Here is a 17,191-nt window from a genome sequence, read left to right on the forward strand (position 1 = left end):
AGAAACGACCATGAACCTGCTGCCCTCTGCAGAACAGCTCGCCCTCATCTCCGCCGCGGTCGAGTTCATCGAGGCGCGAATGCCGTTGTCCGACATACGAGATCGTGCCGAACTCGACAGCGCGGTGGATCCCGGGGCCTGGCGTGAAGGTGCCGAGCTCGGGCTGCTCACCCTCGGACTGGACGAGGCGCACGGCGGCTCCGGCCGGCCGCTCGACGACGAAGTGCTGCTCTTCTCGGCGCTGACGAAGCGGTTGGCCACCGGACCATTCCTGGCATCGACTCTCGCCGCGCGGATCGCGGCCCGGTGCGGCGACACGGACCTGACCGAGCGAATCGGTAGCGGCACAGCGATGGTCGGCCTGGGCGAACTTCGTGGCGACGGCGCTTTCGATGCCGACGGATTCAAGGGATCGTTCGATCTGATCGATTGCGTCGGCGCCTCCCATGTCCTGCTGGTGGCCCGGCACGGCGCGGCCCTCGTCGAGATCGGTGAGTTTCCCGACGTCACACCCGTGGCGGCGATCGACCCCGGAGTCCGGTTGTCCACCTCGACGGTGGTTTCCGGGCGAGTCGCGCATTGGCTTCCCGACGACGCCGATTCCACCTGGAGCCGGGCGCAGGTCCTCGCCGCGGCGTCGCTGGCCGGGCTCGCCGAGGCGGCCAGGGATATGGCCACCGCACACGCGAGCACCCGAATCCAGTTCGGCAAACCCATCGGCGTCAACCAGGCGATCAAACATGTGTGCGCCGATATGGCCGTGGCCGCCGATGCGGCGATGTCGCAAACCCTCTTCGCCGCGATTGCCCTGCACTCCGGTCGCGTCGACAGCATGTTCCAGATCCTGTCCGCCAAATCGGTCGCCACCCGCGCCGCGATCGACAACGCGGCGCACGGAATTCAGGTGCACGGGGGCATGGGCTACACGTACGAGCACAACGCACACCTCGTTCTCAAACGGGCACACGTGTATGCCCACCTCTTCGGTGAGCCGACGGAAGTGCTCGCCCAACTCCTCGGGGAAGGCGCAGCCCAGTGAACCGGAAAGTAGCCATCGCGGGCGTGGCCTTGTCCGACGTCGGCAAAGTCGACAACAAGAACGCCTATGAACTCATGGCGCAAGCCAGCAGGCGAGCACTCGCCGAAGCCGGACTTCGACCCGAGGACGTCGACGGACTCGGGTCCACCGGCCAGGGCACCCTACCGCCCACCGACGTCGGTGAGTACCTCGGTCTGCGGCCGAGGTGGATCGACTCCACCTCCGTCGGCGGTGCGTCCTGGGAAGTCATGCTCGCGCACGCCGCTGATGCGATCGCGGCCGGGCACGCCGATGTGGTGCTGTTGACCTACGGTTCCACGGCACGGGCAGACATCCGAAAAGGCTTGCGGGGAGCCAACATCAACTGGGGATCGCGCGGCCCGCTGCAATGGGACGCACCCTACGGGCACACGCTGATCTCCAAGTACGCCATGGCCGCTCGCCGGCACATGTACCAGTACCGCACCACCATCGAGCAACTGGCCGAGGTGGCCGTCTCGGCCAGGTTCAATGCCGCGGACAATCCGGACGCGATGTACCGCGCTCCGATCACCGTCGACGACGTGCTCTCCGGGCCGATGATCGCCGACCCGTTCACCAAGCTGCACTGCTGCATTCGCTCCGACGGCGGCGCGGCAGTGGTGCTCGTCGCCGAGGATCGTGTCAAGGATCTGAAGTCCGACCCGGTCTGGGTACTCGGATCCGGCGAAGCCACCTCGCACATGCTCACCAGCCAGTGGGACGACATGACCGTCGGCCCCGCGTCGGTCACGGGCCCGCTAGCGTTCCAGCGGGCCGGACTGCGACCCGCCGACGTCGACGTCGCCGAGATCTACGACGCCTTCACCTACATGCTCCTGCTGACGATGGAGGACCTCGGATTCTGCGCGAAGGGCGAGGGCGGGAAGTTCGTCGAATCCGGAGCACTCAGACTGGGCGGCGACCTCCCGACCAACACCGACGGCGGCGGACTGTCCGCGTGCCACCCGGGCCAACGAGGTCTGTTCCTCATCGTCGAAGCAGCGCGGCAGTTGCGTGGCGAGTCCGGGGTCCGTCAGGTCGAGAACGCGAAAATCGCCTGTGTCAGCGGCACCGGTGGATGGTTCTGCTCCAGTGGCACCGTCCTTCTGGGATCGGAACAACCGTGACGACGTCGAGGTCGTTCACGCAGCCGCCGCTACCGGGCAGGTTCGCCAACACCGGTGAACTCCTGGCGGCGGCAGCGCGTGCGCACGGTGACCGTGACGCCTACGTCGAGCAGGACGGCACCCGAATAAGTTTCGCGCAGTGGTACCGACACGCCCGGGGCCTGGCCGCGCACCTGCGTGCACGCGGTGTCGCCCAGGGTGACGTCGTGGCGCTGATGCTGCCGTCCACCATCGACTACGCGGTCTGCTACGCCGCTGCGGCACTGGTCGGCGCCGTCACCACCGGGATCAACCCACGACTCGGCCCCCGAGAAACACATTCGATTCTCGCCCAGGCGGCACCTGCGCTCGTCATCCGTGACTCCGATGCCGGTCTGCCGGAGGTGGATCCGAGTATCGCGGTGCTCACACGCGCCGAACTTGCCACCTGCTACAGCTCGAACGACGACAATTTCGTCGCCGCCGAGATGGATTCGCACGATCCCGTCACCATCATCTTCACCAGCGGCACCACCGGCATGCCCAAAGGCGCCTGGTTCGATGCCGCCAACCTGGCCGCATCCGCCGCGGCGTCAGGCGTGATGAGCGCGCCGTACGACCGACGACTATCCTCGACGCCGTTCTCCCATGCCGGGTACATGGCCAAGTTGTGGGACCAGCTCATCTGGGGAAGTACGGTGGTCATCTCGCCGGTGCCGTGGTCGGCAGCGAAGATGCGCGAAATTCTGATCGGTGAACGCATCACGATGGCCGGCGGCGTGCCGACACAGTGGGCCAAGCTGCTGGACCTGCCGAATCTGGAGCGCAACTCGTTTCCCGACCTGCGGCTCGGTGTGGTCGCCACCGCACCGGCAGCACCGGAACTCATCGAACGCACCGCACAGCTGATCGGGGTACCCCTGGTGGTGCGCTACGCGATGACCGAGTCACCGACAGTGTGTGGCACCGACATCGGCGATCCGCCCGAGGTGGCCTTCCGCACGGTGGGAAAACCTCAGTCCGGCATGCACGTTCGCGTCACCGATGATGACGGCACGCCGCTGCCGGTCGGTCGAGTCGGCCGGGTGCGCGTCCGGGGCGGCTGCGTCATGCGTGGGTATTGGAACAATCCGGCCATGACCCGGGACGTCTTCGACGACGATGGGTATTTCATCAGCGGCGACCTGGGCAGCTTCACCGCCGAGGGCAATCTGACACTCGCCGGACGTTCCGGAGACATGTACATCCGCGGCGGGTTCAACGTCCATCCCGTCGAGGTGGAGAACGTCCTCGCCGAGCATCCCGCGGTGAATGCCGTTGCGGTGGTGGGACATCCGATGCCGGTGATCGGTGAGATCGGGGTGGCGTTCGTCGTCGCGAACGACGACGGGCCGCCGCCGACGCTGGCTGAGCTGCGCGCATGGGCCAAGGAGCGACTGGGCGACTACAAGGCACCCGATCATATGGTCGTCATCGATGCGATCCCGTTGACCGCCATGTCCAAGATCGATCGAACAAAGTTGCGCGAACTCGCCGTCGCGCATCCTCCGGCGGCCCGATGAGTCACGAAACCGATACAGATACGCTCGCCAATCTGCGCGACGTCGGTGGACTGCGATGTATCGACGGCCGCACCACGAAGACCGGAGTTCTCTATCGCAGTGATGCTCCGTACATGGGTGATACGAACCCGCTGACCGTAGAACAGTGGCCGCCGACGGTGGTGGTCGACCTTCGGTCCCTGGCCGAGGTGGACAGGAATCCGTTCGATTGGTCATCGCAGACGCTACGTCATCACCTGCCACTGCACGACGGTGCCGCTCCCACCGAAGAAATCCCCCAGGACCTGGCAGGTCTGTACGGACAGATTCTCGATTCCGCACCGGATCGGGTCGCCTCGCTGGTCGGTATCGTCGCGCATGCCGACGGTCCGGTTCTGCTGCACTGCGCTGCCGGTAAGGATCGCACCGGTGTCGCGGTCGCGACCTTGCTGCTGGCCGCCGACGTCGAGCCGGCGGCGGTGATCGGCGACTATCTGCTGACGGCAAGCCGCATGCCCGCGCTCGGTCGACGTTGGAAAGCCAAGGCCACCAAGAGTTCTCATCGGCGCCCGCTACCGGCGGCGTGGTTGACAGCTCCCGAGGCCGCAATCGTCTCGGTCGTCCGGCGACTGGGCGATCGGCCGGGCGGAGCGGGCGGATGGCTCGTCGACCACGGCGCGACACGATCGGACCTGGACCTGTGGCGCAACCGACTACTGACATGAAACACGGCGGAAGTAAAACCATGCGAGTACACATCGAACTCGATCAGTGCGAGGGCCACGGACTCTGCGCGGCCACGGCGCCCGATCTGTACGAACTCGACGACGACGGATACGCCGCCGAGGCCGATCTGGACGTTCCCGAAGGCATGCTCGGCGAAGCCGAATCCGGCGTGTCCGCGTGTCCGATGAGGGCCATTCGTCTCGTCACCGAATAGCGCCCACCAGCTCGGAAAGCACTGTACGGACACATTTCTCCGATCCATCGGTTGCCAACAAGGAGTACACATGACCGGCCGTCTCGACGGAAAAGTCGCGTTCATCACGGGAGCCGCACGCGGGCAGGGCAGAAGTCACGCCGTGCGTCTCGCGCAAGAGGGTGCCGACATCATCGCCATCGACCTCTGCGAGCAGATCGATTCCAACCCCTACCCACTCGCGACACTGGAGGATCTCGAGGAGACCGAGCGGCTGGTCGAGAAGCTCGATCGCCGGATCGTCGCGGCCAAAGCCGATGTCCGCGAGCGCACCCGACTGCGCGAAGTGATCGATGCAGCAGTGACCGAACTCGGCCGGCTCGATATCGTTATCGCCAACGCCGGGATCCTGCCGATGGCGATGGGTCATCCGGATCCGATGGATTTCGTCGACGCCACCGACGTGGACCTCGTCGGCGTGATGAACACGGTCGCCGTTGCCCTTCCGCATCTGCCCGACCACAGTTCCATCGTCATCACCGGTTCCACGGCGGCGATGCTTCCGGGAACTACCGACAACCCGGCCATGGGACCCGGCAGCGCCGGTTACGGCTGGGCGAAGAAAACCCTGATGGGGTACGTCGAACAGATGGCGTTGCACCTGGCACCGAAGTTCATTCGCGTCAACTGCGTGCACCCCACCAACGTCAACACTCATCTCCTGCACAACGATGGCCTGTACAGCATGTTCCGGCCGGACCTCGAGAACCCGACACGCGACGACGCCGAACCCGCGTTCACGACATTCCAGGCGATGCCCATCCCCTACGTGGAACCGGTCGACATCTCCAACCTGATGCTGTTCCTCGCCTCGGACGAAGCGCGCTACATCACCGGCCAGCAGATCCGCGTCGACGCGGGTTCACTGCTGAAGTTCCCCCAGGGACCGAGCTGATCGGCTTCGAGCCCGTTCTTCGTCGTCCGGCGGCCTAGGCAGCCGGGCGACGAGGATCGCACGACGCCATCGGTCAGCTCACCGGATAGCTGAAGGTCTTCGTCTCGAGAAAGTCCTCGAGTCCTTCGACGCCCCATTCACGCCCGAGACCGCTCTGCTTGTACCCACCGAAGGGTGACTCCACATCGAACCACTGCGCTCCGTTGAGGGCGATCGTTCCGGTGCGCAACCGCAGTGCGATTCGCTTGGCGCGCTCCACATCTGCGCTGTACACCGATCCGCTCAGACCGAACTCCGAGTCGTTGGCGATGCGCACCGCATCCTCGTCGTCGGCGAATCCGATCAGAACCACGACAGGGCCGAAGATCTCCTCGCGAGCGATCCTGCTGTCGGGCGGAACGTGCGAGAAAAGAGTCGGCGCTACGAAGTACCCCTTGGTGTACTTCTCGGGCCGGCCGCCACCGACCACCAGTCGCGCCTCGGACTTGCCGACCTCGATGTAGTCGAGCACCTTGTCGAACTGTGCGCGATTGATCAAGGGCCCCATCATGTTCGCCATATCGGTCGGGTCGCCCCAGGGCAATCCGGACAGAACCTGTTCGGCGATGGCCGCGACCTGGTCCATCAGATGGTTCGGAACGAGCAGCCGGGTGGCCAACGCACAGCCCTGACCGGCATGCATGCACACCGCTGCGGCTGCCATCGCGACACTCGATGCCAGATCGGCGTCGTCGAGAATGATCGCGGCAGACTTCCCACCCAGCTCGAGCGAGACCCGTTTGACGGTCTCCGAGGCGTTGCGCATGATCAACCGCCCCGTTCGGGTGGACCCGGTGAACGTGATCTGGTCGACGTCGCGGTGCGTCGTCAGGACCTCCGCTACCCGGTTGTCCGAGGTGGTGACGATGTTCAACACCCCGGCCGGGATGTCGGTGTCCACAGCCGCTGCCGCAAGTACCGTTCCCGACCAAGGGGTATCCGGCGCCGGCTTGAGCACCACGGTGCACCCGGCAGCGAGCGCTCCTCCGATCTTGGTCAGGTTCAGCTGGAAGGGGAAATTCCACGGGGTGATCGCGGCGACGACTCCGGCCGCTTCCTTACGAACGGTGCGGACGGACTCACCACCCATGATCTGCTTCGGGGCCAGCGTCCGCTCGAACTCGTACGTGGACAACAGATCCGGCCAGAATCCCAACGATTCGACCGGGCCGTCCAATCCCATCGGGAACGACAACGCGAGCGGCATACCGCTCTCCGCGGTCAGCAACGGGCGCACCTCATCGGCCATCTTGCGCAGATTGTCCTGCAACTGCGTCAGACATCGACGCCGCAGTTCGACGTCTGTGGCCCAGTCGGTCTCGTCGAACGCTCGACGCGCCGCCGCGATGGCCCGTTCGACATCTGCCACCTGTGCGTCCGGTGCAATTCCGGCTACCTCTTCGGTGGCAGGATTGAAGACCTCGTACGTCCGACCGTCGGTGGCCCCGACGAGTTCGCCGTCGATCAGAATCTTCTGGTCTGTGACAAGCATGTACTGCTCCTCGAGCATGATCCGTTGTGCATCACCGTCGCAGCACGTTCGCAGACGGTGACACTACGTTAGATTACTGACCCGAACGCCGTTTCGAAACGCCCCATACATCTGCTTTATTGCGATATATAGCGTCACATATGTCAGATATTTGCCATCCAGCGGACCGCTCAGCACGCTTCCCGGTACAGTTCGGTGAGTTTCGTCCACCCGCACGGAGCGGGAGTCACGTTCCTTACGCGCGCAGGATCGGCTGCCAACTCTCGAGACTGTCCATCGTCTGCGCTGCCCTCTCCGCGACCAGACACCCGACCAGGAAAGCAGAGATACTGCCATGACCGATCCGAACGAGCCGCTGGTACTGATCGAGCAGCGGGGCCACACCCGGATGCTGACGCTCAATCGGCCGCATGTTCGCAACGCGTTGAGCGTCGCCCTGAGCAACGCACTGGTAGCCGAATTGCATTCGGCGGACGACGATGCGGACACCCGGGTTATCCTGCTGACGGGGGCAGGCGGCGCCTTCTGCTCCGGCGTCGATCTGAAGGATCTTTCCGAGCACGGATTCGACGGAGCCGAATCCGTCGACGGTAATTGCATCACGCACCTGGCGGACGTGCGAACGCCCGTCGTGGGACTCGTGTCGGGACCGGCCGTGACGGGCGGATTCGAACTGGCACTGGCGTGTGACTTTCTCATCGCGACACCCGACGCCCGGTTCGCCGACACCCACAGCAGGGTCGGCATCGTCCCCGGCGGCGGGCTGACGGCGCGACTCACTGAGGCGGTCGGAGTACGCCGAGCCCGCCAGATGAGTTCCACCGGCGCGTATCTCGATGCCGACACCGCACTCGCCTGGGGTGTTGTCAACGAGATCGTGCCGCCCGCGCAACTGCACGACCGTGGATGGAGCGTTGCCGAGGCTATGCTCACCGCGGACGCGCGGACGCTCACAGCCGTGTGGAATCTCTACGACGCCCTCTCCGCCGACGGCACAGCCACCGCAGTCGAACGCGAATCGGTCGTCAACCGCGGATGGAGTGTTGCCGGGGACGAGGTGGCAGGCCGCGCGAAAAGTGTAGTTACACATGGGCGCAGCGAATCCGCCACCTCGTAGACCCGCATTCCGGGCAAGTGGCGACTCAGGGTTTCGGGGGCGGGAAGTACGACTCGGCACCCTGAGCGCGTACATCATCGAGCCACCCGGAGGACACGATCTCGCGGGTGCCCTGCCCGGTGAGGCGGTACCGAATCGGCACCCCGGCGACATCGACCGACCGGCCCGCCGACGGCGACGTTGCGGGTGCGGACTGCAAGAGCGGAAACGGCGGCCCTATCCGCCCATCCGCAATCCGGCTGCACGGGTGTTGAACACGTCGGTGGCGAAGATCCCGCCGAGTTTGTTTGCATCCCAGCGTTTTCCGCCGTTGGAGACCACGGCTACCGGCGACCATGCCTTCAACAGCTGAATGTTCTCACCGAGGGCTTTGATGACCTGTCCGCTGACATGCCCCGCCTCCGGACTCGCCAGCCACGCGACCACAGGTGAGCCGAGTGAGGGATCCTTGGGGTCGAACTCGTCCTCGCCGCGCTCGTCCGGCTCGATGGCAGGCGCACTACCGGCCATGGTCGCGGACATACGAGTACGTCCACCCGGGCTGATCGCGTTCACCGTCGCACCGATCGATGCCAGTTCCAGGCTCGACGTCTGTGTCAGACCGACGATCGCGGCCTTGGCCGCGCTGTAGTTCGTCTGACCGAAGTGGCCGAGCAATCCCGCGCCCGAGGTGGTGTTGATGATTCGGCCGTACACCTTCGAACCGGACGCCTTGGACTCCTCGCGCCACTTGCGTGCCACCGCCCGAGTGGTGAGCCAACTGCCGCGAACGTGGACGCGCATGACAAGGTCGAAGTCGTCGGCACTCATGTTCCAGATCGCACGGTCGCGGACGATGCCGGCATTGTTGACCACGATGTCGAGTCGTCCCAGCTCGGCATATGCGCGCTCCACCAGGGCGTCGACCTGCGCCTCGTCGCCGACATCCGAGAAGTCCGAAATGGCTTTGCCGCCCCGCGATTCGATGATCGCGACGACGTCATCGGCGACCTTGCCGGTACCCTCACCAGCGAGCGAAGTACCCAGATCGTTGACGATGACGGTGGCTCCGTGCTTGGCGAGCTCGAGCGCGTGTCCACGTCCGATGCCGTGCCCGGAACCGGTGACCAGCGCAACCTTGCCATCGAGCAGTCCGCTCATGTGTTCCCGTCTCCTTGTTTCGTACGAAATGCTTTGTCCAACAACAGCCGTGCGTCCTTCGGTGATCAGGACGCGACGGGGCGGAACACCGTGGCAGAGATGTCGTCGGTGATCGGCCGGAAGAAGACCTCGACGGCCATCCCCACTTCGAGATCCTCCGGCGCGACACCTTCGATGTTGGTCATCAACCGAGGACCCTCGTCGAGTTGGACCACCGCCGCGACATAGGGCAAACGCGATGCGAAGGGATGCAGGTCGTTCACGAACACGGTGGAGTACGTGTACAGGGTGCCGCGACCACTGGCCTCGGTACTCACCACATTCTCGCTCCAGCAGAAGGGGCAGAACGGGCGCGGATAGTGATGCACCGCGGAGCAGTCCTCGCACCTCGCGATCAGCAGCCTGCCCTGTTTCGCGGCGTCCCAATACGGCCGGCTCGCGTCCTCGATCGTCGGCAGATCGGCGCGGGGCTTATCCACCGCGGGCCCGGCGGTCGCGTTCTCAGCCATGGCCGATCACCATCCCACGTAATCGGCGCGGCGCTTCTCCACGAAGGCGCGCACGCCCTCCTTCGAGTCCTGCGCGTACGACTGGATCTCCTGCGCCATCGCCTCGGCAACGAACGACGCACTGCGATCGGAATCAGGCGAGTCGTTGAACAGCCGCTTGGTCAACGCGATCGCACTGGTGGGAGCGGCAGCAAGCCGATCCGCGAAATCGGCGACGGCCGCATCGAGTTCAGCGGCCGGCACGACCCGATTGACCAGTCCGAGGTCGAACGCTTCGCTCGCCGTGAGCTTCTCACCGAAGAACACCATCTCCTTGGCCTTCTGCATACCTATTCGACGTGGCAACAGGTACGCACCGCCACCGTCCACGACCAGGCCGCGCTTGACGAAGGACTCGGCGAAGTAGGCAGCATCGCCGGCCACCACGAGATCCGAGGCGTAGGCCAGATGTGCCCCGATACCGGCCGCGGCGCCCTGCACCACCGTGATCACCGGCTTGCCGCAGTCGAGCACGGAGGCAACGAGTCTCTGCGCCCCGGTCATGATCGTCCGCATCGGACCGGTGACGCGCTTGACGTTCCTGGCGTGACCGTCGGCGAGTACGGCTACATCGGCGCCGGCACAGAAGTGACGACCATTGGCCCGAAGAACGACGACCCGGACGTCGGGATCGCCGTCCGCGTCCGAGAACAGCCGGATCAAGGCATTGCGGTCGTCCGGGCGGATCGCGTTCGCGGCATCCGGCCGATTGAGGGTGATCGTCAAGATCCCGCCGGACAACGCCGACAGGATCGCTGTGCTCCGGCTCTGGTCGGCAACCGTCCCGGTCATCGCAGTCTCCCTACCGAGCCGATGGAACGGACTCGTTGAATACACATATCTGACATAATCGTCATTTTTAGTTGCTCAGCCCGCACTGTACGTCGCCCGGAGATGCTTGACGCCGTTGAGGAAGTTCGAGCGCAGCATGGCCGGCTCCCCCACCGCGCGAATGTCCGGATAGCGCGTGTACAGCTCACGGAAGGCGACAGTCAACTCGAGCCGCGCCAAATGGGCGCCGAGGCAGAAATGCGGGCCGGGCCCACCGAAAGCCAGATGCGGGTTGGGATCCCGGGCGATGTCGAATGTGTACGGATCGTCGAACACCGACTCGTCCCGATTGGCCGAGGTGTACCACAGGACGAGCTTGTCGCCTTTCGAGAACTCTTTGTCGCCGAGTCGAATTCCGTCACGGGCGACCGTTCGGCGCATATGCACCACCGGACTCGCCCAGCGCAGCATCTCCTCGATCGCTCCGGCCGAGTAGTCCTCGTAGTCGCTCATCCACATATCACGCTGATCGGGATTTCGAGTGAGTACCGAGAGTCCGTGGGTGATGACGTTTCGAGTGGTCTCGTTTCCGGCTCCGACGAGCAGAATGAAGAACTTCGCCATCTCCTGCGGGGTGAGATTGTCCCCCTCGGTCGCGGCCACCAGTTTCGTGATCAGGTCGTCGCGGGGGTCGGCGATACGTTCTTCGGCGAGGGTCCGCAGCAAGGTGATCAAACCCTCGCTGGCAGCGGTGACCGCCTTGCCGATGCCGACGGCAGTCTGATCCTGGATGTATTCGGAGTCGGATGCACCGAGGATCGTGTTGGTTGCTTCGAGGATGAACTTCTCGTGCTCCCGCGGGATGCCCAGCAGGTTGTCGATGATGCGTAGCGGAAGCAACGCGGCGAAATCGCTGACGAAATCGCACTCCCCCGAGGACGGCATCTCGTCGAGGATCTCCCGGACGGTGCCTTCCACCTCGTCGCGCAGAGCTTCGAGACTCCGTGGCGTGAATCCGCGCGAGACGATCTTGCGCATGCGCGCGTGCTCCGGGTTGTCCATATCGATGATCGACCCGCGATAGTCTCGGAGCTGCTGCGGTTGATCGAAGATCTGGGTTCCCTCGCCCGACACGAAGTCCTCCGACCGACGGCTGACCTCGAGAATGTCGGCGTGGCGGGTCAGTGCGTAGAAGCCCTTGACGGGCTCGGCGCCGGGCGCTCCCACGGGAACGAAGACCCGCGGGTGATTGCGTCGCAGGTCTGCGAACACCTCGTCACGCTCGGCAGGGTTGTTCTGCCACCAGTTCAGGTCGTTGAGAGGCGTTGCGACCTCTTCGGTTTCGATCATTGGAACCGCCTAGTGATGTGCTCCCGGTAACCCACCATCGCGATTCTGGCAGTTGTGTCACTATTTGGCAAGTGCCCCGAGCAGGGGAATGATGGAACACTGATAACGATGCGCGATCGAATAACTGGCCCTATCGTCACCTTGCGTACCGACCGGCGACGCACCTCGATCCGAAAGGCCGCACCCCTCGTGAGCAATGCGCCCTACGCCTCCCCCGCCCTGATCATCAGTGAGTGTCAACGCGGAATCCTCGAACCCGGCCGCTCGATCTCGGCCGGACTCGCACAGCTGGCCGCCGCCCGCCGGATAGTCCCCCGCACAGCCGAGCTGGCGGGCGAGTTCCGATCCCGCGGACTCCCCGTCGTGCACTGCATCATCGAGCACCGCGACGACCAGAAAGGCCTGCTGGCCAACTCGTGGCTGGGCGCGATGGCGCTCAGGCACAAATCGATGACGGCCGGCACGACCGACGTCGAGATCCCCGCCGAACTGGGTCCCGAGCCGGGCGACATCGTCAGCTCGCGCGCCACCGGGCTGACCGCGTTCTACGGCACCGATCTCGACGCCATGCTGCGGCTCCAGAGAGTCGAGACGCTGGTTCTCGCCGGCATTTCCACCAACGTCGCGCTGCCGGGGTTGGCGCTCGAGGCCGTGAACCGCGGCTACTCGGTCGTGCTCGCGGAGGACTGCACCGCCGGATCTTCAACGGAGACACACGAATTCATGGTCGCTAACATGCTGGCAATGCTCACCCGGGTAACCCCCGCAGCCGACATCATCGGCCGGCTACCGGGGCGATCCGGCGAACGGGAGTGATCAGCCGACGGCGGCCGCGGCCGTATTCTCCGCGTCCTGAACAGCATCCCCGTTGATCGAGAAACCACCGTCCACAGTGACCAGCGAGCCCGTTGTGAACGCCGCCTCGTCCGAGACCAGATACGTTGCGGCATAAGCGATATCCATGGGGTTGCCGATTCGAGTCAGCCGGCCGCCACCGGTGTGATGTCCGGAGTCACCCCGACCCGAGACCACTCGACCGACCAGAATGCAGTTCGCGCGGATTCCGTCGGCACTGCCCTCGACCGCCAGCGAACGCGTCAACGAGTTGACCGCGGCCTTGGCTGCACCGTATGCGCCGAAGCCCTTGAATCCGGCGACCGACTGACCCGACGAGATGTTCAGGATCGATGCGCCTACCGCCGAAACCAGGTGCGGCCAGGCGTATTTCGACGCCCAGAACACGTTGCCGGTGACGGTTCCGGTCATGATCGACTGCCATTCCTCGTTCGAATACTCGTAGATCGGCTTGATCGTCGTCGCGACCGCCTCCGTGGGGGCAGCGTTGTTCACGAGAGTGGTGAGCGAGCCGAAGCGTTCGACGGTCGATTCGACCACGGAACGAATACTCTCTTCCGAGGTGACGTCCAGCGGGAAGAACTCGGCGTCGCCGCCCGCGTCCCGAATCCGAGCGACAACCTTGTTGCCGCGGTCGGCAGTGCGGCCCGTCACGGCCACTTTCGCACTCTCCGAGGCGAAGTGCTCTGCCATCGAGCGGCCGATGCCGCGCGTGGATCCGGAGATCAACACCACCTTGCCGGTCAGTCTCGTTCCCATCAATGTGCTCCCAACCGGTTCTATCTCGCTCACAGTGAGTCCTGCAGCGCCTGCATGGCGATCAGGCGACGTCGGTTCATCTCGATCGAAGCAGCGACGTTCGCGTCTTCGGCGCGGGATTCCAAGTCGCTCAGGCGGTTTCGCGTCGACTCGATTTCCGCCACCAACCGTTCAGCGGCCTCGTCGCGCGTCAACAGATCCTGATCGGTCCAGTCTGCTGCGTCGATGTCCTTCTGTTCGGCCATGTCGACACCACTGCTTTCGATCGAGGCTGGAATGCACCGCCAGGCACCTCTCGCATGACACCGACTGGGCATGACAGCCTGTCCACCTGACTAAATCTGACAGTCATGTACATTAATGACAGCTGTCACAACTGTCAATGCGATCCGTTGCCATCGACACGTCGCTGCGCGGCCTCGACGAATGCGTCCTCGATTCGCCGGTGCCGAGTTCTCAGTGATTCGAGCGAATCAGGATGCGTCACGATGTAGAGGTCGCCGCGCTCGACCGCGTCGGCAACGATCTCCCCGACCACCTCCGCCGCCATGATTCCGCTCGGTTGCCGACGCGTGGTCGTCAGAGGTTGGGCACCCGGCCGGTTCCGTTCGCTGTCGGCGATGTTGGATCGCACCATTGCGGGTACGAGCACTCCGACCCCGACATGCGAATCACGTTCAGCGAGTTCATCACTCACCGTCTCCGTCAGCGCGACCACGCCGAACTTCGATACACCGTAGGCTGCCAGGCCCCGGCCCGTTCGCAGCCCGGCGATGGATGCGGTGTTCACGATGAACCCTCGACTCGACGTCGATTCGATGATCGGCAGGAAGATGTTCATCCCGTTGATGACACCCCACAGGTTCACGTCGATCACCCAGCGAAAATCGGCGAGCGTCAGTTCGGTGAACGGTGCGACCTTCGCGACGCCGGCGTTGTTGATCGCGATGTCGATTCGACCGTGTCGGGCGAGCACGGCATCCGCGAGGCGTCGCACGTCCTCGACCTGGCTCACATCGGCGACGATTCCGGGAACTCCGAGCTCTGCCGCAGCCGCTTCGAGCGCGTCCACCTCTACGTCCGCGATCGTCACCGCGGCTCCGCGGGCGATCAGGGAGGCGGCGATCGCATAGCCGATGCCGGCTGCACCGCCGGTGACAACCGCGGTCCGTCCGCTCAGATCCGGTATACCCACAGCCATGGCCGGTCCTTTCGTCAGTTCCGAGTCCGCTTACCAGGACCGGTTTTTGCCCGTTCGCGGCGCAGTCCGCCGAGAGCGAATTCGCTGATCCACTCGATGTCCTCGTCGCTCGGTGCCGTGGAATCCCACAGGTGACGGCGCATGGCGCCGAATACGAGATCGGAGATGCAAGCTCCATCGCGCACCGGATCACCGCCGAGCGCCTCCAGCGGAGCGGTGAGCAGATCGGAGATCGGCCTGAGCAACTCGTGCTGACTACCTGTCGAGGACACAGAGCCGGACTGACTCAGGTGACCGAGCACGGTGCGACTGGTCTTCGCCGCCTCGACGTTGCTGACCTGACGCAGGACTCCGCGTGTCCATGCGGAAATTTGTTCCTCGGGGTCGGTCAGACCGCTCATGCGTGCGTCGATGACCTCCACGACCCGCGCCACTCCTTTCTCCAGGACTGCCAGCACCAGGTCGTCCTTGCTCGGGAACGAGCGGTACAGCGTGTGGTTCGAGATCCCGGCCGCCGCGACGATGTCGGACACCGATGGCATTGCCGGAGCGGACTTTTCGATCAGCCCCAGGGTGACCTCGAGCAGTCGATCGATTTCCTCCTCGGCCGACTTGCGTCGCCGCTCGGTACGCCGGGCAGCGGCCTGTGCGGCACGGGTGCCCACTGCCGGTGGCCGGGGATCTGATGTATCGTTCTGCATCTTGAGTAATCCGATTCTGTTTCTAGGACACTTAGGACTACCAGTATGGACGACAACAGCAACTCCGCAGCCGCCGACACCGTTTCGCCGTTCAACCTGTTCAGCCTCGCCGGCAAGGTCGCACTGGTGACGGGCGGTAGTCGCGGCATGGGCAGACAGATGGCCCTCGCATTCGCCAGAGCCGGCGCCGACGTCGTCGTCGCCAGCCGCAAACTGGAGAACTGCCGGAAGGTCGTGGCCGAGATCGAGGCGGTCGGGCGCAGAGGTCTTGCCTACAGCTGCCATCTCGGGCATTGGGACGAGATCGAAGGCCTCGTGGACGCGGCATACGACGCCTTCGGCACCGTTGACGTCCTGGTCAACAATGCGGGCATGTCACCGACGTACGACAGCGTCACCGACGTCACGGAGAAGATGTACGACAGCGTTCTCGGGCTGAACCTCAAGGGACCGTTTCGACTCACCCAACTGGTCGGAACCCGCATGAAGGCACAGGGTTCCGGCAGCGTCATCAACGTGAGCAGCACGGGTTCGCTGCGCCCGATGGGGTCGATCATCCCCTACGCCGCGGCCAAGAACGGACTCAACGCGATGACGGAAGGTTTCGCCGACCTCCTCGGCCCCGAGGTGCGGGTGAACACACTGATGCCCGGCCAGTACCTGACCGATATCGCCGCGGCCTGGGACATGGACCAGACCATCGAGGCGTCCAAGCGGTTGCACCTGGAACGAATCGGGGAACCTCCCGAGATCGTCGGTGCGGCACTGTTTCTCGCCAGCAACGCATCCAGTTACACGTCCGGCACGATCGTCCGTTCGGACGGCGGGATTCCGTGACGGCAGCAGCTGCCGTGGCGGCGTCGGTTCAGGCGCGATCGAAGTATTCGGCGAACACCTTTGCCAGCATCTCCGGCTCACTGATCATCACGTTGTGACACGTGTCGATCTCGACCACGTCTTCGACGCCACCGAGATTGTCGATGTGCGCCCGTTGCTGGTCCGGCGTCACGGCACGGTCCTGACCGGTGAGGATCCAGGACCGCGGAATCGATGTCGGCATACCACTGCGGTCCACAGGCGTCGTGGCCAGAAGGTCACTGTCCGCGCACAATCCGGCAACACTGAACTCGAGCTGTTCCGGCGTCATCCCGTTGCAGAACATTCGCTCCGCGAACTCTCTGGGGAACGGCGCCGGTTCGCCCGGGTCCGCCACTTTGTCCGTCACATCCTGCTGGAGATCACCGACCAGATCCTGAAGGACCGACTCACCGTTGGGCGGCATTGCCGCCGCGATGAACACCATTCGTGATACCCGCTGTGCACCAAGGGCTTCCGCTACACCGGGCACGGTCACACCGGCCATGGAATGGGCGACCAGAATCACCTCGTCCGCCCCGATTCGTTCGACATCGGCGACCACCGAGGCAACGCAATCCGCAATCCCCACCGTCCGAAGATCCGCCGGATTCGTTCGGCGCCCTGGCAGATCGACAGCGAGTACCTCGATGTCCGGTCGCAGAGCAGCCAGGGCCGCGACCGTCGGAGTCCAACACGTCGACGAATGTTGCGCACCGTGGACCAGCACAATAGCTCTGCTCATGATCTTCCGTCCTTACCGTTCATCCAGTGCCCCAACA

Annotated in this window: 19 protein-coding genes; 9 read left to right on the top strand and 10 right to left on the bottom strand. The window is 64.4% G+C overall.

The window, feature by feature from the left end; translation table 11 throughout:
• The first annotated feature begins 10 nt into the window (after window positions 1-10).
• The 6 genes from ON40_RS14210 to ON40_RS14235 all read left to right on the top strand — a co-directional run bounded on the left by ON40_RS14210 (window position 11) and on the right by ON40_RS14235 (window position 5,581).
• A complete protein-coding gene (locus ON40_RS14210; protein ID WP_040822705.1) occupies window positions 11-1,039 on the top strand; it encodes an acyl-CoA dehydrogenase family protein in 1,029 nt (342 codons plus the stop codon).
• Entirely contained in the window at window positions 1,036-2,187 is a 1,152-nt protein-coding gene (locus ON40_RS14215; RefSeq protein WP_040822707.1) for an acetyl-CoA acetyltransferase, read from the top strand. Before ON40_RS14210 ends, ON40_RS14215 begins: the two co-directional genes overlap by 4 nt.
• Window positions 2,184-3,728 (top strand): class I adenylate-forming enzyme family protein, encoded by a 1,545-nt coding sequence (locus tag ON40_RS14220; RefSeq protein ID WP_040822710.1) that lies wholly within the window; start codon window positions 2,184-2,186, stop codon window positions 3,726-3,728. Before ON40_RS14215 ends, ON40_RS14220 begins: the two co-directional genes overlap by 4 nt.
• Complete coding sequence (locus ON40_RS14225) at window positions 3,725-4,432, top strand: tyrosine-protein phosphatase (RefSeq protein ID WP_040822713.1); 708 nt, start codon at window positions 3,725-3,727, stop codon at window positions 4,430-4,432. The genes ON40_RS14220 and ON40_RS14225 overlap by 4 nt, the downstream gene beginning before the upstream one ends.
• Window positions 4,433-4,452: 20 nt before the next feature.
• Window positions 4,453-4,647, top strand: a complete 195-nt coding sequence (locus ON40_RS14230; protein WP_040823934.1) for a ferredoxin — start codon at window positions 4,453-4,455, stop codon at window positions 4,645-4,647.
• A 70-nt stretch (window positions 4,648-4,717) separates the two neighbouring features.
• Entirely contained in the window at window positions 4,718-5,581 is an 864-nt protein-coding gene (locus ON40_RS14235; protein WP_040822716.1) for a mycofactocin-coupled SDR family oxidoreductase, read from the top strand.
• Between the two features lie 73 nt (window positions 5,582-5,654).
• Here the strand turns inward: ON40_RS14235 and ON40_RS14240 are convergent, their stop codons facing one another.
• Window positions 5,655-7,112, bottom strand: coding sequence for an aldehyde dehydrogenase family protein (locus tag ON40_RS14240; protein ID WP_051193229.1), 1,458 nt, complete (start codon window positions 7,110-7,112; stop codon window positions 5,655-5,657).
• 334 nt (window positions 7,113-7,446) lie between these two features.
• Between ON40_RS14240 and ON40_RS14245 the strand changes: the two genes are divergently transcribed.
• Window positions 7,447-8,229: an enoyl-CoA hydratase gene (locus tag ON40_RS14245; protein WP_051193099.1), complete on the top strand. Its 783-nt coding sequence runs from the start codon at window positions 7,447-7,449 to the stop codon at window positions 8,227-8,229.
• A 216-nt stretch (window positions 8,230-8,445) separates the two neighbouring features.
• On the opposite strand, the gene ON40_RS14250 is transcribed toward ON40_RS14245, so the two are convergent.
• From ON40_RS14250 to ON40_RS14265, 4 genes are all read right to left on the bottom strand, one after another.
• Window positions 8,446-9,369, bottom strand: a complete 924-nt coding sequence (locus ON40_RS14250; protein WP_040822719.1) for an SDR family NAD(P)-dependent oxidoreductase — start codon at window positions 9,367-9,369, stop codon at window positions 8,446-8,448.
• 65 nt (window positions 9,370-9,434) lie between these two features.
• On the bottom strand, window positions 9,435-9,878 hold the full coding sequence (locus ON40_RS14255) for a Zn-ribbon domain-containing OB-fold protein (RefSeq protein ID WP_051193100.1): 444 nt from the start codon (window positions 9,876-9,878) through the stop codon (window positions 9,435-9,437).
• 6 nt (window positions 9,879-9,884) lie between these two features.
• Complete coding sequence (locus ON40_RS14260; protein ID WP_051193101.1) at window positions 9,885-10,709, bottom strand: enoyl-CoA hydratase/isomerase family protein; 825 nt, start codon at window positions 10,707-10,709, stop codon at window positions 9,885-9,887.
• Window positions 10,710-10,784: 75 nt separating this feature from the next.
• On the bottom strand, window positions 10,785-12,038 hold the full coding sequence (locus tag ON40_RS14265) for a cytochrome P450 (protein WP_040822721.1): 1,254 nt from the start codon (window positions 12,036-12,038) through the stop codon (window positions 10,785-10,787).
• 108 nt (window positions 12,039-12,146) lie between these two features.
• Between ON40_RS14265 and ON40_RS14270 the strand changes: the two genes are divergently transcribed.
• Complete coding sequence (locus tag ON40_RS14270) at window positions 12,147-12,854, top strand: cysteine hydrolase family protein (protein ID WP_083895633.1); 708 nt, start codon at window positions 12,147-12,149, stop codon at window positions 12,852-12,854.
• Here ON40_RS14270 and ON40_RS14275 read toward each other — a convergent pair whose 3' ends face one another.
• From ON40_RS14275 to ON40_RS14290, 4 genes are all read right to left on the bottom strand, one after another.
• Window positions 12,855-13,652, bottom strand: coding sequence for an SDR family NAD(P)-dependent oxidoreductase (locus ON40_RS14275; RefSeq protein ID WP_040822723.1), 798 nt, complete (start codon window positions 13,650-13,652; stop codon window positions 12,855-12,857).
• Window positions 13,653-13,681: 29 nt separating this feature from the next.
• Window positions 13,682-13,897, bottom strand: a complete 216-nt coding sequence (locus ON40_RS14280) for a hypothetical protein (protein WP_040822725.1) — start codon at window positions 13,895-13,897, stop codon at window positions 13,682-13,684.
• 134 nt (window positions 13,898-14,031) lie between these two features.
• Window positions 14,032-14,853, bottom strand: coding sequence for an SDR family NAD(P)-dependent oxidoreductase (locus ON40_RS14285; protein ID WP_040822728.1), 822 nt, complete (start codon window positions 14,851-14,853; stop codon window positions 14,032-14,034).
• A 14-nt stretch (window positions 14,854-14,867) separates the two neighbouring features.
• The gene (locus ON40_RS14290; protein WP_051193102.1) at window positions 14,868-15,554 is read right to left on the bottom strand and encodes a TetR/AcrR family transcriptional regulator; all 687 of its coding nucleotides are present in this window, start codon (window positions 15,552-15,554) and stop codon (window positions 14,868-14,870) included.
• Between the two features lie 45 nt (window positions 15,555-15,599).
• Between ON40_RS14290 and ON40_RS14295 the strand changes: the two genes are divergently transcribed.
• Window positions 15,600-16,391: an SDR family NAD(P)-dependent oxidoreductase gene (locus tag ON40_RS14295; RefSeq protein ID WP_051193103.1), complete on the top strand. Its 792-nt coding sequence runs from the start codon at window positions 15,600-15,602 to the stop codon at window positions 16,389-16,391.
• A 28-nt stretch (window positions 16,392-16,419) separates the two neighbouring features.
• On the opposite strand, the gene ON40_RS14300 is transcribed toward ON40_RS14295, so the two are convergent.
• Complete coding sequence (locus ON40_RS14300; protein WP_040822730.1) at window positions 16,420-17,154, bottom strand: alpha/beta fold hydrolase; 735 nt, start codon at window positions 17,152-17,154, stop codon at window positions 16,420-16,422.
• Window positions 17,155-17,191: the final 37 nt, after the last annotated feature.

The organism is Nocardia jiangxiensis NBRC 101359, assembly GCF_000308615.1.
GTDB lineage: Bacteria > Actinomycetota > Actinomycetes > Mycobacteriales > Mycobacteriaceae > Nocardia > Nocardia jiangxiensis.